Raw genomic sequence first — 16,548 nt, 5'->3', positions numbered from 1 at the left:
GTGCGATACGTCACACTTTGCTATTTTGTCTCCCCGTTCATCATTTTTGTGAAACATGTCACATTATATAGCCGCGCAAGGCAGACGTTTATGCTTTAACGACACACGCCGTAGCCCCGCATTCCAAGATGAAAATGGTTAGCATGCGCAGCGTTATAGTCAGGCCCGAGCCCATTGCCATAATAATGGCAACTGGCGTTTAACATAGCGCGTAACCAGGGCCCCGTCTCCTGACGCCCCCAGCCGCGCAGGACAGTGATTTTTCGGCCATCCGATAGCTGAAACCCGCTGACATCCAGCGCTTCTGCGCTGGCATGTTCACTGCGACGCGCATCCGGGCGGTGATAAATATTACGGCAGGCATAGCTGCCCAGATGTTCGATACGGGTCAGGCGGCGCTTCATCCACGTTTCTGTTAAAGGTTTTGCCTGCTGTTCGACAAACAGCGCGGAGCGCAGCGCCAACGGGCAGGAGGCTAAAAAACTGCTGCTCAGTTTTACCTGGCCAAAATCTCTGACGCGCACAACATGGGATAAGGGACATTCACCAGCGCTATCCGCAACAGGTTGTGATGAAATTAATCCCTGTTGATTGGCCGCCGTCAAAAGCTCCCGGCACTGCGACGGCGTCAGGCGCTGTAGTTTGAAGGTAGTGATCCAGCCTGGCGGATCGGCAAGTTGTAGCGGAGCAAAAGGATTATAATAAGAGGGAAGATAACGATATCCCAGCCCGCCAATGCCGCCCAACAGCACAATAATCAGAAAATCCTTACCTCTCACGCGGCCTCCGTTCTCACATCCCATAAACATTATGGCAGAAGCCCGCGAAACCCGCGTTTTGTCGTGGTAATGTATACGCTTTGCATTCGATGGAATGGGTTTTTAAGATGGCGAAATTGCGGGTAGGAATAGTATTTGGCGGTAAGTCGGCGGAACATGAAGTGTCTTTGCAATCAGCGAAAAATATCGTTGATGCGATCGATAAAACCCGCTTCGACGTGGTGCTGTTAGGGATAGATAAGGCGGGACAATGGCATGTTAACGATGCGGAAAATTATTTGCAGAATGCAGACGATCCGGCACATATCGCGCTACGTCCTTCGGCAATCAGTCTGGCCCAGGTGCCTGGCAAACACCAACACCAATTGATTAACGCTCAGAACGGGCAGCCGCTACCGACGGTAGATGTTATTTTTCCTATCGTCCACGGTACGCTGGGCGAAGACGGCTCATTGCAGGGGATGCTGCGCGTCGCAAACTTACCGTTTGTCGGTTCAGACGTGCTGAGCTCCGCAGCCTGCATGGATAAAGACGTCGCCAAACGACTGCTACGCGATGCCGGACTGAATATCGCCCCGTTTATTACACTCACCCGAACGAATCGTCACGCGTTTAGTTTTGCCGAGGTTGAATCCCGTCTGGGACTGCCGCTGTTCGTTAAGCCCGCCAATCAGGGCTCTTCGGTCGGCGTCAGTAAAGTCGCTAACGAAGCGCAATATCAGCAGGCGGTCGCGCTGGCTTTCGAATTCGATCATAAAGTGGTGGTGGAGCAAGGGATCAAAGGGCGCGAGATCGAATGCGCCGTATTAGGTAACGATAACCCACAGGCCAGTACCTGCGGCGAAATCGTACTGAACAGCGAATTTTACGCCTACGATACTAAGTATATTGATGATAATGGCGCACAAGTTGTCGTGCCTGCGCAGATCCCTTCCGAGGTGAATGACAAGATCCGCGCGATCGCGATCCAGGCTTATCAGACGCTGGGATGCGCGGGTATGGCGCGTGTCGATGTCTTCTTAACGGCAGACAATGAGGTCGTGATTAACGAGATCAATACGCTGCCAGGTTTTACCAATATCAGTATGTATCCAAAACTCTGGCAGGCGAGCGGACTGGGCTATACCGATTTGATCAGCCGTCTGATTGAGCTGGCGCTGGAACGCCATACGGCGAATAACGCCTTAAAAACCACGATGTAATAGCGCACGCCCGATAGCGCAACGTTTATCGGGCGTCTTTTACCTCATCCTCTTCGCGCCGGCGAATAATGAACCCCGCCAGCCAGAAGCTAATAATCCATGTTACCAGCCCAACGCCATAGGTTTGCCATCCTTTAGCCTCAAAACCCAGCAATCCTACGACGCCATTCAAAATAAAGATAAGGCCAATAGAGAAGGCATAGTAGTGCCAGTCACGACGAATTTTTACAGGCAAACGCATAACGACTCCGACGTATTAACAGTAACAAAAACGTATTTTTGCATACTTCTGGCGAGCGAGTCTGTGGGGGATACGGAATTTCTTAAATGTTAATTGATTTTGATAAAAGTGATCGTTTTGTGACAACTAACAAAAATTTACGCGATGGATACATTCCGTATGTGAAATTACCATGATTCTGATATTGACAAACACAATGACCTGTCAGACTTCACAGTAAGCCGATGGCATAACGCCAGATCGTAGCCGATCATCCTGGAGGTCTTTATGGCTGATTTCACTCTCTCAAAATCGCTGTTCAGCGGGAAGCATCGAGAAACCTCCTCTACGCCCGGAAATATTGCTTACGCCATATTTGTACTGTTTTGCTTCTGGGCCGGAGCGCAACTCTTAAACCTGCTGGTTCATGCGCCGGGCATCTATGAGCATCTGATGCAGGTACAGGATACAGGTCGACCGCGGGTAGAGATTGGGCTGGGCGTCGGGACGATTTTTGGCCTGGTGCCCTTCCTCACGGGCTGCCTCATTTTCGCCGTTATCGCCGCGTTTTTACGCTGGCGTCACCGTCACCAATAAACCTTAGCGCGCTGGAGAAAGTATCCCAGCGCGAAATTTATCGCCCCATACACCGCGCCCGCCGCTCATCAACTCGTTTAGCAAACCAGGCGGTCGTCAGCTTGCGTGTGATCTTCGGACTTTCCAGTTGAATACCGGGCAACATTTCCCGCGCAAGCGTCTTGCCCGTTTTGGCCTCGGCCAGTTTATAGACTTTCTTGTAGAGCGCCGTTTTTTCAAACGCCAGGCTATCGCCTTTCTCCAGTTGGCTGCGAATTTCACGCTCACTCATTCCCAACTGCCCTGCCAGTTTGCGTACCGCTAACTCTGTTTTGCCCGGTTCCTTGCTGTTATAACGAATCAGATCGCCATCCAGCGCCAGTTTTACCCCACTGGCTTTACTGACGGCATTCTGGAACGCAGCGTTACGGCTGGCGTACCATCCCGCGTTGAAGTCGGCGAAGCGGAAAACAGGCGCGCTGTAGTTCGCCGGGTAATTCAGCAAATGGTAGGTTCCAAACCACAACCCGCCACGGCGCGTAAAGACCTCCTGACGTACCGTACCCGTCATCTTCCACGGATAGCCTTTCGCGTGCTGTTCGGCAAAGGCAATGCTGACCTGCATCGGGCCGCCCGTATGCACCGGGTTATATGAGCCAAATAGCGTCTGCCCCATAGGGACCATATTGATAAAATCGTCAAAAATAGCGCTAAGCTGTTTTTCGGTTTTTACCGTGTCCAGGCGTTCGCTATAGCTCTTGCCGTTGGGGGAGTTAATTTTCAGCGCGGTGTGCACCAGAAACAGCGGGATGTGTAGTCGTTCAGCGCGGCGATCAATCTCCTGCCAGGCGATTTTACTTAGCCCCGGCACGACAGGATCCGCCTGATAACCGGACTCCTGCTGGGCGACAGCCAGCACCGAACAGATATTTTCTACCGTCGGCGCCAGCCCCTGGCTCTTAAACGTTGTCGCGATATCTTTCGCCCAGGCCTCTCTGTCTTTGACACTGGCTGGCATTTTCTGACGTACTACGCTTGCCACGTCGACAGGCTTCTCGCCCTTGCTCACCGGCTGCCCGGATTGACTACTACAGCCAGCCAATATGGCAACCGCCAGAAAAGGCAGAGGATAAAGACGGGACGCCGCCGACATAACGTTTCCTTCTGTTAGCTAAAAGAGTGGGTCACTTCCTGAACTGGCTGACCATCCAACTGGCGTTCAAAGCTACGTAAACGTTTATAAATAGACATCAGCTCCACCAGCGTCGTCCAGGAGTTAATCAAATACTGGAACGAACCGCGCACCTGGCCAAACACGTTGGTGATTTGCGTCATCAGCCCCAGCGTAATCGTACCGGCAACAATGGAAGGAAACAGCAGGAACAAACCGAAAACGTTATCGACCTGCAAATAGAGAATGCGCGCGATGTTGAAATACATATAGTGAAAGTAGAGACGAAAGTAGTTATGGCGCACCGCGCTAAACAGTTCACGGACGGTGGGCGGCGTGGCGCGGCTGGCGTCATCTTCACCGTAGACCAGCTCCTTACGATAAGCGGCTTCCACTCGCTGATTTTTAAATTCCAGCCCTGGCAATTTGATCCCGACGACCGCCAGCAGGCCCGTCCCCATTAATGACCAGACTATGGCGGCAATGACCAAGCCGTAAGGGATATGCCCTACGATGGGTAAATTCGGCACATGCGCTGACAGGGTGACTAACACCGGCAGAAAGGCGATGAGCGTCATGATGGCATTGATAAAACTCACGCCCATATTCTCCAGTGTAGAGGCAAAACGCATGGTATCTTCCTGCACACGCTGGGCGGCCCCTTCGATATGGCGTAGGTACTGCCAGTGCGCCATATAGTGCTCATTCATTGCGGTACGCCAGCGAAATACATAGTGGCTGACAAAGAAGTTGTTCAGCACACCGATCACCACGGCGATAAGCGCAATACCGAGAAACACCCCCACTTCATGATAAAATTGACCAAGAGTGACCTTGTGCGGCGAGCTGAGCGCCGTTTGAATCAAATCATAGAACGGCGCGTACCAGGCGTTAACCGCGACGCCAACCTCCACCAAAAACCAGGTGACAAAAATAATGAGCGAGGTGCCAAGTATCGACCAGTACTGCCAGCGGTGCGGGCTATAGATGAACCAGAACGTTGCAAATAATCCCACGCAAATCAGGTAATAAGCATAAAAAATCAGATAGTCCAGCGACCAGAAGCGCGCTGCGCTGATAGGCACTTCATCGGATGCCCCTACAAGTCGCGCCACCCAATCTCCTCCTCCCGCCTGCCAGAAAATGACGGCGATCAGCGCCCAAACAAACGCCGACATGAAAAACGGCCCTGGCTTTGGGAAAAAAGATTTAAACATCATGCTCTCCTGCTAACTTCTTATCTTTATTACGGCTGCTGTGACGGCGGCAATAGCACGCCATGCCCACGCAAATGAAAGGGCTAAACCAGGCATTGTGACCTACGTTGTGACGCTTAGTTCGCATTTCTGCTCAACAGAATTGTTTCGACGAGTTTCATACACAGCAGGCACGCTGACGCTATCAGGTTATCACAAGCGCTCTATCACAAAAGTAAACATTCTCCATCACGAAAACCCGCCGTTACGTTTTTTCACCCACTTTTTTCTCTTTAACGTTTTGCAATGTGCCGCCGGGTAGTATAAATACGCATAACCACCGTTATTTCACTTATGGACATCACCGTTGAAACGTAGTCTGCTTTTTACTGCCATGCTGTTTGCGGCATCACTTACTTCTGTCCAGGCGGCTCAGCCGATTGCCGATCCGGTTTTTGCCTCTGATATCGTTGATCGTTATGCCGAGCATATCTTTTATGGTAGCGGCGCCACGGGCATGGCGCTGGTGGTGATCGACGGCAATCAACGCGTGTTTCGTAGTTTCGGTGACACCAGACCGGGCAATAATGTTCGTCCACAGCTTGATTCGGTCATTCGTATCGCTTCTCTCACCAAGCTCATGACCAGTGAAATGTTGGTAAAATTGCTCGATCAGGGAACGGTAAAATTAAACGATCCTCTCAGCAAATATGCGCCTCCCGGCGCGCGTGTCCCGACGTATCAAGGCACGCCGATTACGTTGGTCAACTTAGCGACCCACACCAGCGCGCTTCCGCGAGAACAGCCCGGCGGCGCGGCGCATCGTCCGGTATTTGTCTGGCCAACCCGCGAACAACGCTGGAACTGGCTCTCCACAGCAACGTTAAAAGTCGCGCCCGGTTCACAGGCGGCCTATTCCAATCTGGCGTTCGACCTGTTAGCCGACGCGCTGGCGACCGCCTCCGGCAAACCTTATACGCAACTGTTTGAAGAAAAGATTACCCGCCCGCTGGGAATGAAAGACACCACGTTTACCCCTTCTCCCGATCAGTGTAAGCGTCTGATGGTGGCAGAAAAAGGCGCAAGCCCCTGTAATAATACGCTGGCAGCCATTGGCAGCGGTGGGGTCTATTCTACGCCAGGAGATATGATGCGCTGGATGCAACAGTATCTGTCGTCAGATTTCTATCACCGTAGCCAACAGGCCGATCGTATGCAAACGTTGATTTATCAGCGCATACAGTTAAAGAAAATCATCGGGATGGACGTACCGGGTAAAGCCGACGCGCTCGGTCTGGGTTGGGTCTATATGGCGCCAAAAGACGGACGTCCTGGCATTATCCAGAAAACAGGAGGCGGCGGCGGTTTTATTACCTATATGGCGATGATCCCGCAATATAATATTGGCGCTTTTGTGGTGGTAACCCGTTCCCCCCTCACTCGTTTTACCAATATGAGCGACGGGATTAACGATTTGGTTACTGAGCTAAGCGGCAATAAACCGATTGCTATTCCTGCATCCTGAGTCGTCGCGCCTCGCGCTATATCAGACGAGGCGCAACATTTTTGTTAATATTCGGAGGGCAAACGGTTAATACTGATCAGTTTGCCTTTATTCATTTCAATGTAATTACCCTTACGCAGGGCCGCGAGAACTTCCGCCACCACCGATCGCGATACGCGCGTTCGTTGATGAATATAATTCATAACACCAATACGTGAGCGAAGTTCTTCATCCCACTCAATCATTGTCATTAACGTCGCACGAATTTGGTCGTAAGAATTATTACCAATGAGCTGCTTGTCACGAAGTTCCAGTACCTGACTTTTCCATACTATCCAACAGAAGGCTTCACGCCACAGTTGGTTCTGCTCAATGATGGCGAGAGTTTGTGATGATGAGAGGCGATAACCGATGCAACCGCTCTCCGCAATTAATTTATATTGTGCCTCTTTTTTCGCCACGCCATCGGCTAAGCCAAAAATAAAAGGGGCCTGCACAATACCAATAAGAACTTTATCACCCCGAACTAACGAAACAACCCCCTCTAAAATAACAAAGGTATGGGTATTACTTTCATCAGGTGAACAGATAATCTCTTTATCGTTAACAAACTCGAAACGCGTACCATGCTTAGAAAGGCATTTATCGAGTCTGTAGAATTCCTGTAGTGGCTTGCTTAAAGATAACATATGCATTCCTTGCAATAATGCCCGTCAAGTCCTTGACGGGCATTTTTCAGTTTAAATTACCTTTATTTCTCCTGAGAGAAAATGATTACCAGGTATATTTAACACCAACGTTTGCAGACCAGTCTTGATCAACATCACCGCCGCCGAGGTAGTTAGCATCGGTGTAGGCGCTGAAGTTCTTCGTGAAGCTGAACTGAGTACCCAGACCAACACGTACCGCAGAACCTTCTACGCCGTTGTCGATAGAGTCGCCGTTTACGTCAGCATCGTTGTTGGAGTCGTCGTAAACGTAAGCCAGTTTGAAGTACGGGGTCAGCGCCTGATCTTCGCTGTAAGTGAAGGTATAACCTGCATCTACACCGAGTTCATAACGCATGCTGTCGTAAGACTGACCGTCAACTTTCATGTCATTGCTCAGCTGGTAGTCGTCGCCAGACTGGAACAGACCGGATACGCTGCCGTAAGGCGTTACGTAGCCTGCATCACCCAGCTTCAGATCATAACCCAGTTTCAAGCCGAAGCCCCAGGCGTCAGAAGATGTGTTGCCGTCAACGTAAGTACCGTCGCTCATGTTAGCAGACAAATCGTTGTTGAAGTGAGAGTAGCTCAAGTTACCGTCAACAAAGATGTTGTTTGCGAAACGAGCGGAAGAGTAGATGTAGGCAGACTGGCTGTCCTGATCCACCTGACCGGTACGATCGCTCAGATCGCCTTTCGCGAAACCTGCTGCCGCACCAACGATCCACTTAGCGTTGTTACCGTCAACTTTGGTATCAACACCGACCATGATGCCATTAACATCCTGATCGTAGTTAATGGTGCCGTTGTCGCCGTTGAAGTTACCGCCGAAGTAGCTTACCCATGCGCCGCCGTTATCCGCCAGGCCATGACGAGCGTTGGTCAGACGAGTACCAACGGTGTCTTGTTCCAGGTTCCAGATATTGGTGTTCGCAGAAGGAATGCTCAGCGCCATGTTAGCGTAGTCGGTCAGTTCCATCTGTTCCAGCACGACAGTGTTGCCTTCCTGCTTAGCCTGATAGGTGTAAGCACCCAGGTCAGCTTTGTTTGCTGCAGAGAAGGTTGCGTCGGTGTTTACGTCATTGACATAAATCAGCTCGTTGCCTTTGTAATCCGCAACAGAACCGGCACCAGTAGCGTTGTCGATGCGAACTTTATAGTTACCGGTAGCCGCTACAACGTTGTCAACAGAGCTGTTATCCAGTTCGTCGCCGTTGTTGATATCGCCATTACCGTTGATGGTCAGGTGACCGTCAGAGTTCATTGCGATAGTACCGTAACCATAGTTAGCCTGAGTGGTATCCCAGGTACGGTCGTTCACCAGGTCAGCGTTCAGAACATAATCGCTGCTATGGATATTGAACACACCAGAAACAACATTACCGTTGTGATCAGCAGTATTGCCGCTGGTCAGTTCCAGTTTATCAGTGCTGAATACTTCGGTATCAAACTGACCAACATTCACATCCAACACACCACCGTTAGTTACGGTGATGGTATTAGCATACAGGTTTGAGTAAGTACTCCAGCCAGTAGATTCGGTCAAACCAACAGTACTATAGGAGTCAATTGTCAGGTGATCGGTGTCAACATAACCACCTTCACCAATGTTCAGTGAAGAACCATTAGTCAAATCAATGGTGTCTGATGTTAAATCAGAATTAGAAACATTAACCTGAGAACCATTGTTTACAGCCAGCGTATCAACAGTCGAGTCCCCAACGGTGTCCCATTCAGAACCATTGTTCAGCGTCACGTTAAACACGCCGCTCTGGAAAACTTCATTACCAACGATACGATTCCAGGCATTATCTTCCAATGTTGCGCCTGGAGTAAGGCTGTTCGTTTCAACATCATACATACGGGACGTTGTATCAACAGTATAAGTCGCCTGACCAACCCACTTACTGCCATTATCAAGTGTAAGGTTCAGTTCGTCGACGTTGAGGCCGTCATCAGCCCAGCCATGGTTGGTATCAGGAACACCATCACCGTTAGTATCATCACCATCAGCATCGAAATTGGCGTTCCAGTTACTGGTAAATTTGACATCACCCATCAGCGTAGAATTACTGAAGTACACATTGTTCTTCATTGCATAGTCTGAAGCACCATTGTCATCAGTGAAAGATAATGCAACGTCGCCAGCACCAGTATAATCGCTCGGCTCATCGGAATTGCCAAAGTGACCTGTGCCAAAAGTACCAGTGTCAGTAGTATAAGCACTATCCAGGATATAATCTGAACCGGAAGTTACAGTAGAGTCAAATACATTAATATTGTTATCCCAGTTATGGGATTCCGTCGTGTAAGTGTTGTTGTAAGTATTTCCCTGAGACAAGGCAATACCTGCAACACGGGAATTGTTGGAAATATTGATGTTGCTTTCTACATCAAGATTCACCGCCACGCCTTCGCTGACATCGAATGTTTCATTTGTGTACTTAGTTACATCACCATCCTTATAGGAATCAGTGAAGTAAAACGCTTCATAATCATCATCAATGGTGGAATTAGCGATGTTCAGCGTGAACACATCACCGTCATACCAGTTTCCGTCAACAGTATCAGTACCGTTGTTGAACCGATAATATTCAGAATACCCATCGTGATCCAACGTATCAAAACGATCGTAATAACCAATCGGCAGCATGGAAGTAATCGAGCCATGAATAACTGAATTACTAATATTCAGCTCATTACTGGTTGCGTCATTATAATCATGGTTCAGATAATAGGTAGAAATCGTACCGTTAACAGTGTCACCGTTGAACGTCTGATCGAAATCACCATTGGCATTGTTGTAGTAAACGAAACCGCTATAGTTTACATAGTTACCATCAACAGTGCCTGCGGCATCCATATTATTCCAATCAAGCGCGGTGGTAGGATTGTCGTAATAAGTCCAGGTATCGTAAGTAGTAGCATTCGCCTGAGAAGTGATTGCCAGAGTGCAAGCCAATGCTAATTGTGAGACTACAAGTTTCTTTTTCCAGGAGTGCATTTGTCATCCCTCCTCAGGGACGTAATATAGTTGATCCATCAATTATCAATGCATAAAAACATACAGATGTTTAGCAAGAAGGATTATGCGGCGTCATTGCTAAAAGGTTCAATTATTCTTTATCCTCAGTCCGGATTCGGACATGAATTAAAAAGACGTAATAAAAGGAAGTTTTATAATTGAAAAGCATTCTTTTTCATGACCTTACAAGAAAATAAAAAAACAAAATACATATAAGATAAATATAGATTAAAGAAAAACAAAATAAACATGAATAATGTTAAAACCCACATTTACTTAAATGACGATGAAATAAAACTAAAAACAACGTAAAACTAATTCTTATTTAAAATGATATAGTGCCTGAGGTATTAATCTTCGGTATATAAAAGAAGCGCCATGTTCCGCCGCCGCCGGGGCTGCGCCTGCTACGTTAAGGACCGTTTTCGTAAAACATCTGCCTGCAGATTCAGGTATACTGGGCCTTCGATTCCACAAACATCAGGCAGACCATGACAGACCTTATCCATCGCCCTCGCCGCCTGCGCAAATCCGCTGCGCTGCGCGCTATGTTTGAAGAGACAACACTTAGCCTGAACGACCTGGTGTTGCCGATCTTTGTTGAAGAAGAACTCGACGATTACAAAGCTATTGATGCCATGCCCGGCGTAATGCGTATCCCGGAAAAGCAGCTGGCGCGAGAGATTGAACGTATCGCAAATGCTGGCATTCGTTCCGTTATGACCTTCGGCATTTCTCACCATACTGATGACACCGGCAGCGATACCTGGAAAGAAGACGGTCTGGTGGCAAGAATGTCCCGCATCTGTAAGCAAACCGTGCCGGAGATGATCGTCATGTCCGACACCTGCTTCTGCGAATACACCTCGCACGGCCACTGCGGCGTGTTGTGCGAACACGGTGTGGATAACGATGCGACGCTGGCCAACCTCGGCAAGCAGGCCGTTATCGCGGCGGCGGCTGGAGCAGATTTTATTGCGCCCTCCGCGGCCATGGATGGACAAGTCCAGGCTATCCGCCAGGCGCTGGATGCCGCCGGTTTTACCGATACGGCAATAATGTCCTACTCCACCAAGTTCGCCTCTTCTTTCTACGGCCCTTTCCGTGAAGCAGCGGGTACCGCGTTAAAAGGCGACCGCAAGACGTATCAAATGAATCCGATGAACCGCCGTGAAGCGATTCGCGAATCACTGCTCGACGAAGCCCAGGGCGCGGATTGCTTGATGGTGAAACCGGCCGGCGCGTATCTGGACGTGCTGCGTGAAATCCGCGAACGCACAGAGTTGCCGCTTGGCGCTTACCAGGTGAGCGGTGAATACGCCATGATTAAATTTGCTGCTATGGCTGGCGCCATCGATGAAGAAAAGGTCGTGCTGGAAAGTCTGGGCTCGATTAAACGCGCCGGCGCCGATTTGATTTTCAGCTACTTCGCACTGGATCTGGCTGAGAAAAATATTCTGCGTTAATTCTGTTACAGGGCGGCGCGCTGCCGCCCTTTCCCGACTTTACACCCCACTATTCAGTCGCTGAGTCTAACCCGTTGCCGAACGCGGCTTATCCGGCTTACGGCTATTCTTCGATCGCCTGGCGAATTTGCTGCAACGACGCGGGATCGTCAATGGTTGTCAGATCGCCCGGATCGCGGCCTTCGCAGATCGCCTGGATCGTGCGGCGAAGCATCTTTCCGGAACGCGTTTTGGGGAGCTGCGAAACAAACCAGACATGCGCCGGACGACCAAAGTGACCGATCTGGTTGTCCACCAGCGCCATAATCGCGTTTTCCTCGTCGCGCGCCGCCTCGCGATCCGCCAGCGTATCGCTCTGCTTCGGAATGACAAACGCCACCGCCACCTGCCCTTTCAGAGCGTCTTTTATCCCCACTACCGCCACTTCCGCTACGTTCGGGTAGCTGGAGATACTTTCTTCTATTTCTCGCGTCCCCAGCCGATGACCCGCAATATTAATCACATCATCGGTACGGCCCAGAATAAAGTAATACCCCTCGGCGTCGCGGATTCCCCAGTCGAAGGTGGCATAAACCTGACGGGTAAACAGCGACCAGTAAGTCTTCACAAAACGCGCATCGTCGCCCCAAATAGTCTGAATACAGCCCGGCGGCAGCGGCCCTTCGATCACCAGCATGCCTTTTTCATTTATGCCGCAGGGCTCGCCGGTGACTTCATTGAGTAGCTGGACGTTATAACCGTACATCGGCACGCCGGGACTTCCCAGACGCGACGGCCTGTCGTCCAGCGCGCGGGCCAGCGCCATGATCGGCCAGCCGGACTCCGTCTGCCAATAATTGTCGATGACCGGTACGCCCAGCGTCTCCGTCACCCAACTGGCCGTCGGCTCGTCCAGCGGCTCACCGGCCAGATAAAGCGCCTCCAGCGAGGAGAGATCGTGATTGCGGATTTGCGCCGTCGGGAATTTTTTCAGCACGCGAATCGCGGTCGGGGCGGAAAACATCCGGTTAACCTGGTATTTCTCGACAATTTTCCACCAGACCCCGCAGTCCGGGTACGTCGGCAGTCCTTCGTAAACAATAGTCGCCATGCCTGCCAGCAGCGGCGCGTAAACGATATAGGAGTGGCCGACGACCCAGCCGATATCCGATGCGCAAAAGAATACGCCGCCCGCCTTGCCGCCAAAAATGGTGTCCATCGAGGTTGCCAGCGCCACCGCATAACCGCCGACGTCGCGCTGGACGCCTTTCGGTTTGCCGGTAGTGCCGGAGGTGTAAAGAATGCACGAGGTTTCATTGGATTCCAGCCACGCCACCGGCACGCTCGCGCCGAGATGCTGCTGGCGCAACGTGGCAAAATCCAGATCGCGCCCATCCACCCACGCCATTTTCGCCAGCCCTCTGTCCACCAGCAGAACGTGTTTCGGCTGATGCTGCGCCTGCGCAATAGCGTCATCAAGCAGCTTTTTATACGGCAGGATTTTACCGCCCCGCGCTCCGGCATCCGCCGACACAATCAGCGCCGGTCTGGCATCGTCAATCCGCGCCGCTACGCTGTGCGAGGCAAAACCGCCAAAGACCACCGAATGGATCGCGCCAATGCGCGCACAGGCCAGCAGGGTTATCTGCGCTTCGGCAATCATCGGCATATAGACCAATACGCGATCGCCACGCTGCACGCCCAGCGACAGCAGCATAGCGGCCACAGCGTTGACTTCATCATGCAACTGGCTGAAGGTAAATGTGCGCTCTTCATCGGTCTCTGATGAGACGGCAATCAGCGCCAGCGCCTCCGGCTGTTTATCCAGCCAGCGGTCAACGGCGTTATGACATAAGTTAGTGGTGCCGCCGCAAAACCAGCGGGCAAACGGTGGACGGCTATGATCCAGCGTCTGCGTAAACGGCTGTCGCCAGTCGATACGTCGGGCCTGCTCGGCCCAGAACGCCTCCGGTTCGTTAATGGAACGCTGATAAAATTCGCTAAAAGACATCACGCTCTCCTGTTGAACTTACGCCTTACTGCTGGCTGGCTCAGATGACATATAAATCGAGGTATTCGTTAACCGGCATCTGCTCCAGGCGGGCTCTGTCCAGGGAGACATCCAGAATGCGTTGCTGCTGGCGAGTCGGGAACTGACGAGCCAGGTTAATTTTAAATTTTTCGATAAGCTTCGGAATACCGTCGGCGCGGCGACGCGCATGACCAATCGGATACTCCACGACAACCTCGCCAAAGCGTGAGCCATCAGTAAACTCCACGGTGATCGCATTGCCGATAGCTCGTTTTTCCGGGTCGTGATAGTCGGCGGTAAAAGCCGGGTCCTCATAACACACGATTTTCTCGCGCAGGGCGTCAATACGCTTGTCCTGCGCCACCTCGTCTTCATAATCCGCCGCGGTTAACCGTCCGAACAGCAGCGGCACGGCGACCATATACTGGATACAGTGATCGCGGTCCGCCGGGTTATTGAGCGGGCCTTTTTTATCGATAATGCGAAGACAGGCTTCGTGGGTACGGATGGTCACTTTCTCGATATCCGCTGCCGTTTTACCCGCGGCCTGCATCTGCTCATACAGCGTCATCGCCGCTTCGACGGCGGTTTGCGAGTGGAATTCTGCCGGGAAAGAAATTTTAAATAGCACGTTTTCCATCACGTAGGAGCCGTAAGGGCGCTGGAAACGGAACGTTTCACCTTTGAATGAAACGTCGTAGAAGCCCCAGGTTTTGGCGGTGAGCGCCGAGGGATAGCCCATCTCGCCGGTTTTCGCCATCAGCGCCAGACGTACCGCGCGTGAGGTAGCGTCGCCCGCCGCCCAGGATTTGCGCGTACCGGTATTCGGCGCATGACGATAAGTGCGCAACGACTGCCCATCCACCCACGCCAGCGATACCGCGTTAAGGATCTCATCGCGCGTCAGCCCCAGCATTTCAGCGACCACCGCCGTCGAGGCCACTTTCACCAGCAACACATGGTCAAGTCCGACACGGTTGAAGGCGTTTTCCAGCGCGATGCAACCCTGAATTTCATGGGCTTTGATCATCCCGCTCAATACCTGTTTCATGGTCAGCGGCGCTTTGCCGGCGGCGACGGCGTTGCGTGACAGCCAGTCCGCAATCGCCAGAATACCGCCCAGGTTATCAGAAGGATGGCCCCACTCGGCGGCAAGCCAGGTATCATTAAAATCGAGCCAGCGGATCATCGCGCCAATGTTAAAGGCTGCCTGTACCGGATCGAGCTGGAACTGGGTGCCCGGCACGCGTGCGCCGTTGGGCACCACCGTGCCTGGCACGATCGGCCCAAGCAATTTTTTACAGGCCGGGTATTCCAGCGCTTCCAGACCACAGCCGAGCGTGTCGAGCAGGCAATAATGCGCGGTGTCGTACGCCACCTTTGAGGTGATCTCGTAGTTCATCACGTAATCAACGATATCAACGATTTCACGGTCAAAGTCTGGGCGGATGTTCGAAATATGTGCGGACATAGGGTACAACTCCTGTTTTTATATTTAGAGGTTTTAATTAGCAACGCTTTTCGATCGGCACAAACTGGCGATCGTCCGGGCCGGTATAATTGGCGGAAGGACGAATAATTTTGTTGTCCTGACGCTGTTCAATAATGTGCGCCGCCCAGCCGGTAACGCGGGCGATGACAAACAGCGGGGTGAACATTTCGGTAGGGACGCCCATCATGTTGTAGGAGACCGCCGAAAACCAGTCGAGATTCGGGAACATCTTTTTGGTCTCCCACATCACCGTTTCCAGACGGTCGGCGATGTGGTACATCTTCAGCGAGCCGCCTTCTTCTGAAAGCTGTTTCGCCACCCGTTTGATCACCTGATGGCGCGGGTCGGCGATGGTGTAAACCGGATGTCCAAAGCCAATCACCACCTCTTTGTTTTCCACGCGTTTACGGATATCCGCCTCTGCCTCGTCCGGCGTTTCATAACGCTGTTGAATTTCCAGCGACACCTCATTCGCCCCGCCGTGTTTCGGGCCGCGCAGCGCGCCAATCGCGCCGATAATCGCGGAGTAGACATCCGAGCCGGTCCCGGCAATTACCCGGCTGGTAAACGTCGAGGCGTTGAACTCATGCTCGGCATACAGCACCAGCGAAATATGCATCGCCTTTTCCCAGCTTTGGGTTGGCTTTTCACCGTGCAGCAGATGCAGGAAATGGCCGCCGATGGAATCATCGTCGGTTTCCGGCTGAATACGTTCGCCGTTGTGGCTGTAGTGATACCAGTAAAGAAGGATAGAGCTGAGCGAGGCCAACAGCTTATCGGCAATATCGCGCGCGCCGGAGACGGTATGTCCCTCTTTTTCCGGCAGGGTGCAGCCCAGCGCGGAAACGCCGGTACGCATCACGTCCATCGGGTGCGAGGCCGCCGGTAACGCTTCCAGAACGGTACGGACATTGGCGGGTAATCCGCGCAGCGCTTTTAACTTGCTTTTATACGCGTTCAGCTCGTCGCGGGTCGGTAATTTTCCGTGGATCAGTAAATGCGCGACTTCTTCAAATTCGCAGTGCTCCGCCAGATCGAGAATGTCGTAACCGCGATAGTGCAGATCGTTACCGCTTTTTCCCACGGTACACAGAGCGGTATTTCCGGCAGGTACGCCGGAAAGCGCGACCGATTTTTTAGGCTTAATGACATGCGTGTTGTTTTGCAGGATCGTCGTGTCTGTCATATTGTCCTCGTCA

At 51.6% G+C, this 16,548-nt stretch carries 13 protein-coding genes; 4 read left to right on the top strand and 9 right to left on the bottom strand.

The window, feature by feature from the left end; translation table 11 throughout:
- Positions 1–95: 95 nt before the first annotated feature.
- Positions 96–809: an extensin family protein gene (locus ACH0VJ_RS19685; protein ID WP_000480782.1), complete on the bottom strand. Its 714-nt coding sequence runs from the start codon at positions 807–809 to the stop codon at positions 96–98.
- Between the two features lie 77 nt (positions 810–886).
- On the opposite strand from ACH0VJ_RS19685, the gene ddlA reads away from it, so the two are divergent.
- Positions 887–1,981, top strand: a complete 1,095-nt coding sequence (ddlA, locus tag ACH0VJ_RS19680; RefSeq protein ID WP_001096588.1) for a D-alanine--D-alanine ligase — start codon at positions 887–889, stop codon at positions 1,979–1,981.
- Between the two features lie 25 nt (positions 1,982–2,006).
- On the opposite strand, the gene ACH0VJ_RS19675 is transcribed toward ddlA, so the two are convergent.
- Positions 2,007–2,222 (bottom strand): DUF2754 family protein, encoded by a 216-nt coding sequence (locus ACH0VJ_RS19675; RefSeq protein ID WP_001239243.1) that lies wholly within the window; start codon positions 2,220–2,222, stop codon positions 2,007–2,009.
- Between the two features lie 267 nt (positions 2,223–2,489).
- On the opposite strand from ACH0VJ_RS19675, the gene ACH0VJ_RS19670 reads away from it, so the two are divergent.
- Positions 2,490–2,798, top strand: a complete 309-nt coding sequence (locus ACH0VJ_RS19670) for a YaiY family protein (protein WP_000763139.1) — start codon at positions 2,490–2,492, stop codon at positions 2,796–2,798.
- A 37-nt stretch (positions 2,799–2,835) separates the two neighbouring features.
- Here the strand turns inward: ACH0VJ_RS19670 and yaiW are convergent, their stop codons facing one another.
- Together yaiW and sbmA are read right to left on the bottom strand one after the other, a co-directional pair.
- Positions 2,836–3,930: a surface-exposed outer membrane lipoprotein YaiW gene (gene yaiW, locus ACH0VJ_RS19665; RefSeq protein ID WP_001271421.1), complete on the bottom strand. Its 1,095-nt coding sequence runs from the start codon at positions 3,928–3,930 to the stop codon at positions 2,836–2,838.
- A gap of 14 nt (positions 3,931–3,944) precedes the next feature.
- Complete coding sequence (sbmA, locus tag ACH0VJ_RS19660; protein WP_000477024.1) at positions 3,945–5,165, bottom strand: peptide antibiotic transporter SbmA; 1,221 nt, start codon at positions 5,163–5,165, stop codon at positions 3,945–3,947.
- Positions 5,166–5,511: 346 nt separating this feature from the next.
- Between sbmA and ampH the strand changes: the two genes are divergently transcribed.
- Entirely contained in the window at positions 5,512–6,669 is a 1,158-nt protein-coding gene (gene ampH, locus ACH0VJ_RS19655; RefSeq protein WP_000830784.1) for a D-alanyl-D-alanine-carboxypeptidase/endopeptidase AmpH, read from the top strand.
- 44 nt (positions 6,670–6,713) lie between these two features.
- Here ampH and iprA read toward each other — a convergent pair whose 3' ends face one another.
- Both iprA and ACH0VJ_RS19645 read right to left on the bottom strand, forming a co-directional pair.
- Positions 6,714–7,337: a hydrogen peroxide resistance inhibitor IprA gene (iprA, locus tag ACH0VJ_RS19650; RefSeq protein WP_000950242.1), complete on the bottom strand. Its 624-nt coding sequence runs from the start codon at positions 7,335–7,337 to the stop codon at positions 6,714–6,716.
- An 85-nt stretch (positions 7,338–7,422) separates the two neighbouring features.
- Complete coding sequence (locus tag ACH0VJ_RS19645; RefSeq protein ID WP_000556518.1) at positions 7,423–10,359, bottom strand: autotransporter outer membrane beta-barrel domain-containing protein; 2,937 nt, start codon at positions 10,357–10,359, stop codon at positions 7,423–7,425.
- Between the two features lie 512 nt (positions 10,360–10,871).
- Here ACH0VJ_RS19645 and hemB point away from each other — a divergent pair.
- Positions 10,872–11,846: a porphobilinogen synthase gene (gene hemB, locus ACH0VJ_RS19640; RefSeq protein WP_000130724.1), complete on the top strand. Its 975-nt coding sequence runs from the start codon at positions 10,872–10,874 to the stop codon at positions 11,844–11,846.
- A gap of 103 nt (positions 11,847–11,949) precedes the next feature.
- Here the strand turns inward: hemB and prpE are convergent, their stop codons facing one another.
- From prpE to prpC, 3 genes are read right to left on the bottom strand one after another with little or no spacing between them, the layout of a single operon-like run.
- Entirely contained in the window at positions 11,950–13,836 is a 1,887-nt protein-coding gene (gene prpE / locus ACH0VJ_RS19635; RefSeq protein ID WP_000010206.1) for a propionate--CoA ligase, read from the bottom strand.
- A gap of 40 nt (positions 13,837–13,876) precedes the next feature.
- Positions 13,877–15,328: a bifunctional 2-methylcitrate dehydratase/aconitate hydratase gene (locus ACH0VJ_RS19630; protein WP_001272701.1), complete on the bottom strand. Its 1,452-nt coding sequence runs from the start codon at positions 15,326–15,328 to the stop codon at positions 13,877–13,879.
- A 37-nt stretch (positions 15,329–15,365) separates the two neighbouring features.
- On the bottom strand, positions 15,366–16,535 hold the full coding sequence (gene prpC / locus ACH0VJ_RS19625) for a 2-methylcitrate synthase (RefSeq protein WP_000132748.1): 1,170 nt from the start codon (positions 16,533–16,535) through the stop codon (positions 15,366–15,368).
- Between the last annotated feature and the right edge of the window lie 13 nt (positions 16,536–16,548).

Source organism: Salmonella sp. 2020_1459 (assembly GCF_043847915.1).
Taxonomy (GTDB): domain Bacteria; phylum Pseudomonadota; class Gammaproteobacteria; order Enterobacterales; family Enterobacteriaceae; genus Salmonella; species Salmonella enterica.
Note: the sequence above shows the minus strand (reverse complement) of the source record. Positions and strands in the feature narration are given on the sequence as shown.

Coding starts and splice junctions, on each gene's coding strand:
- prpE (WP_000010206.1), bottom strand. CDS start 13,836: ATGTCTTTTAGCGAATTTTATCAGCGTTCCATTAACGAACCGGAGGCG.
- sbmA (WP_000477024.1), bottom strand. CDS start 5,165: ATGTTTAAATCTTTTTTCCCAAAGCCAGGGCCGTTTTTCATGTCGGCG.
- ddlA (WP_001096588.1), top strand. CDS start 887: ATGGCGAAATTGCGGGTAGGAATAGTATTTGGCGGTAAGTCGGCGGAA.
- ACH0VJ_RS19670 (WP_000763139.1), top strand. CDS start 2,490: ATGGCTGATTTCACTCTCTCAAAATCGCTGTTCAGCGGGAAGCATCGA.
- ACH0VJ_RS19645 (WP_000556518.1), bottom strand. CDS start 10,359: ATGCACTCCTGGAAAAAGAAACTTGTAGTCTCACAATTAGCATTGGCT.
- hemB (WP_000130724.1), top strand. CDS start 10,872: ATGACAGACCTTATCCATCGCCCTCGCCGCCTGCGCAAATCCGCTGCG.
- yaiW (WP_001271421.1), bottom strand. CDS start 3,930: ATGTCGGCGGCGTCCCGTCTTTATCCTCTGCCTTTTCTGGCGGTTGCC.
- iprA (WP_000950242.1), bottom strand. CDS start 7,337: ATGTTATCTTTAAGCAAGCCACTACAGGAATTCTACAGACTCGATAAA.
- ACH0VJ_RS19630 (WP_001272701.1), bottom strand. CDS start 15,328: ATGTCCGCACATATTTCGAACATCCGCCCAGACTTTGACCGTGAAATC.
- ACH0VJ_RS19675 (WP_001239243.1), bottom strand. CDS start 2,222: ATGCGTTTGCCTGTAAAAATTCGTCGTGACTGGCACTACTATGCCTTC.
- ACH0VJ_RS19685 (WP_000480782.1), bottom strand. CDS start 809: ATGTTTATGGGATGTGAGAACGGAGGCCGCGTGAGAGGTAAGGATTTT.
- prpC (WP_000132748.1), bottom strand. CDS start 16,535: ATGACAGACACGACGATCCTGCAAAACAACACGCATGTCATTAAGCCT.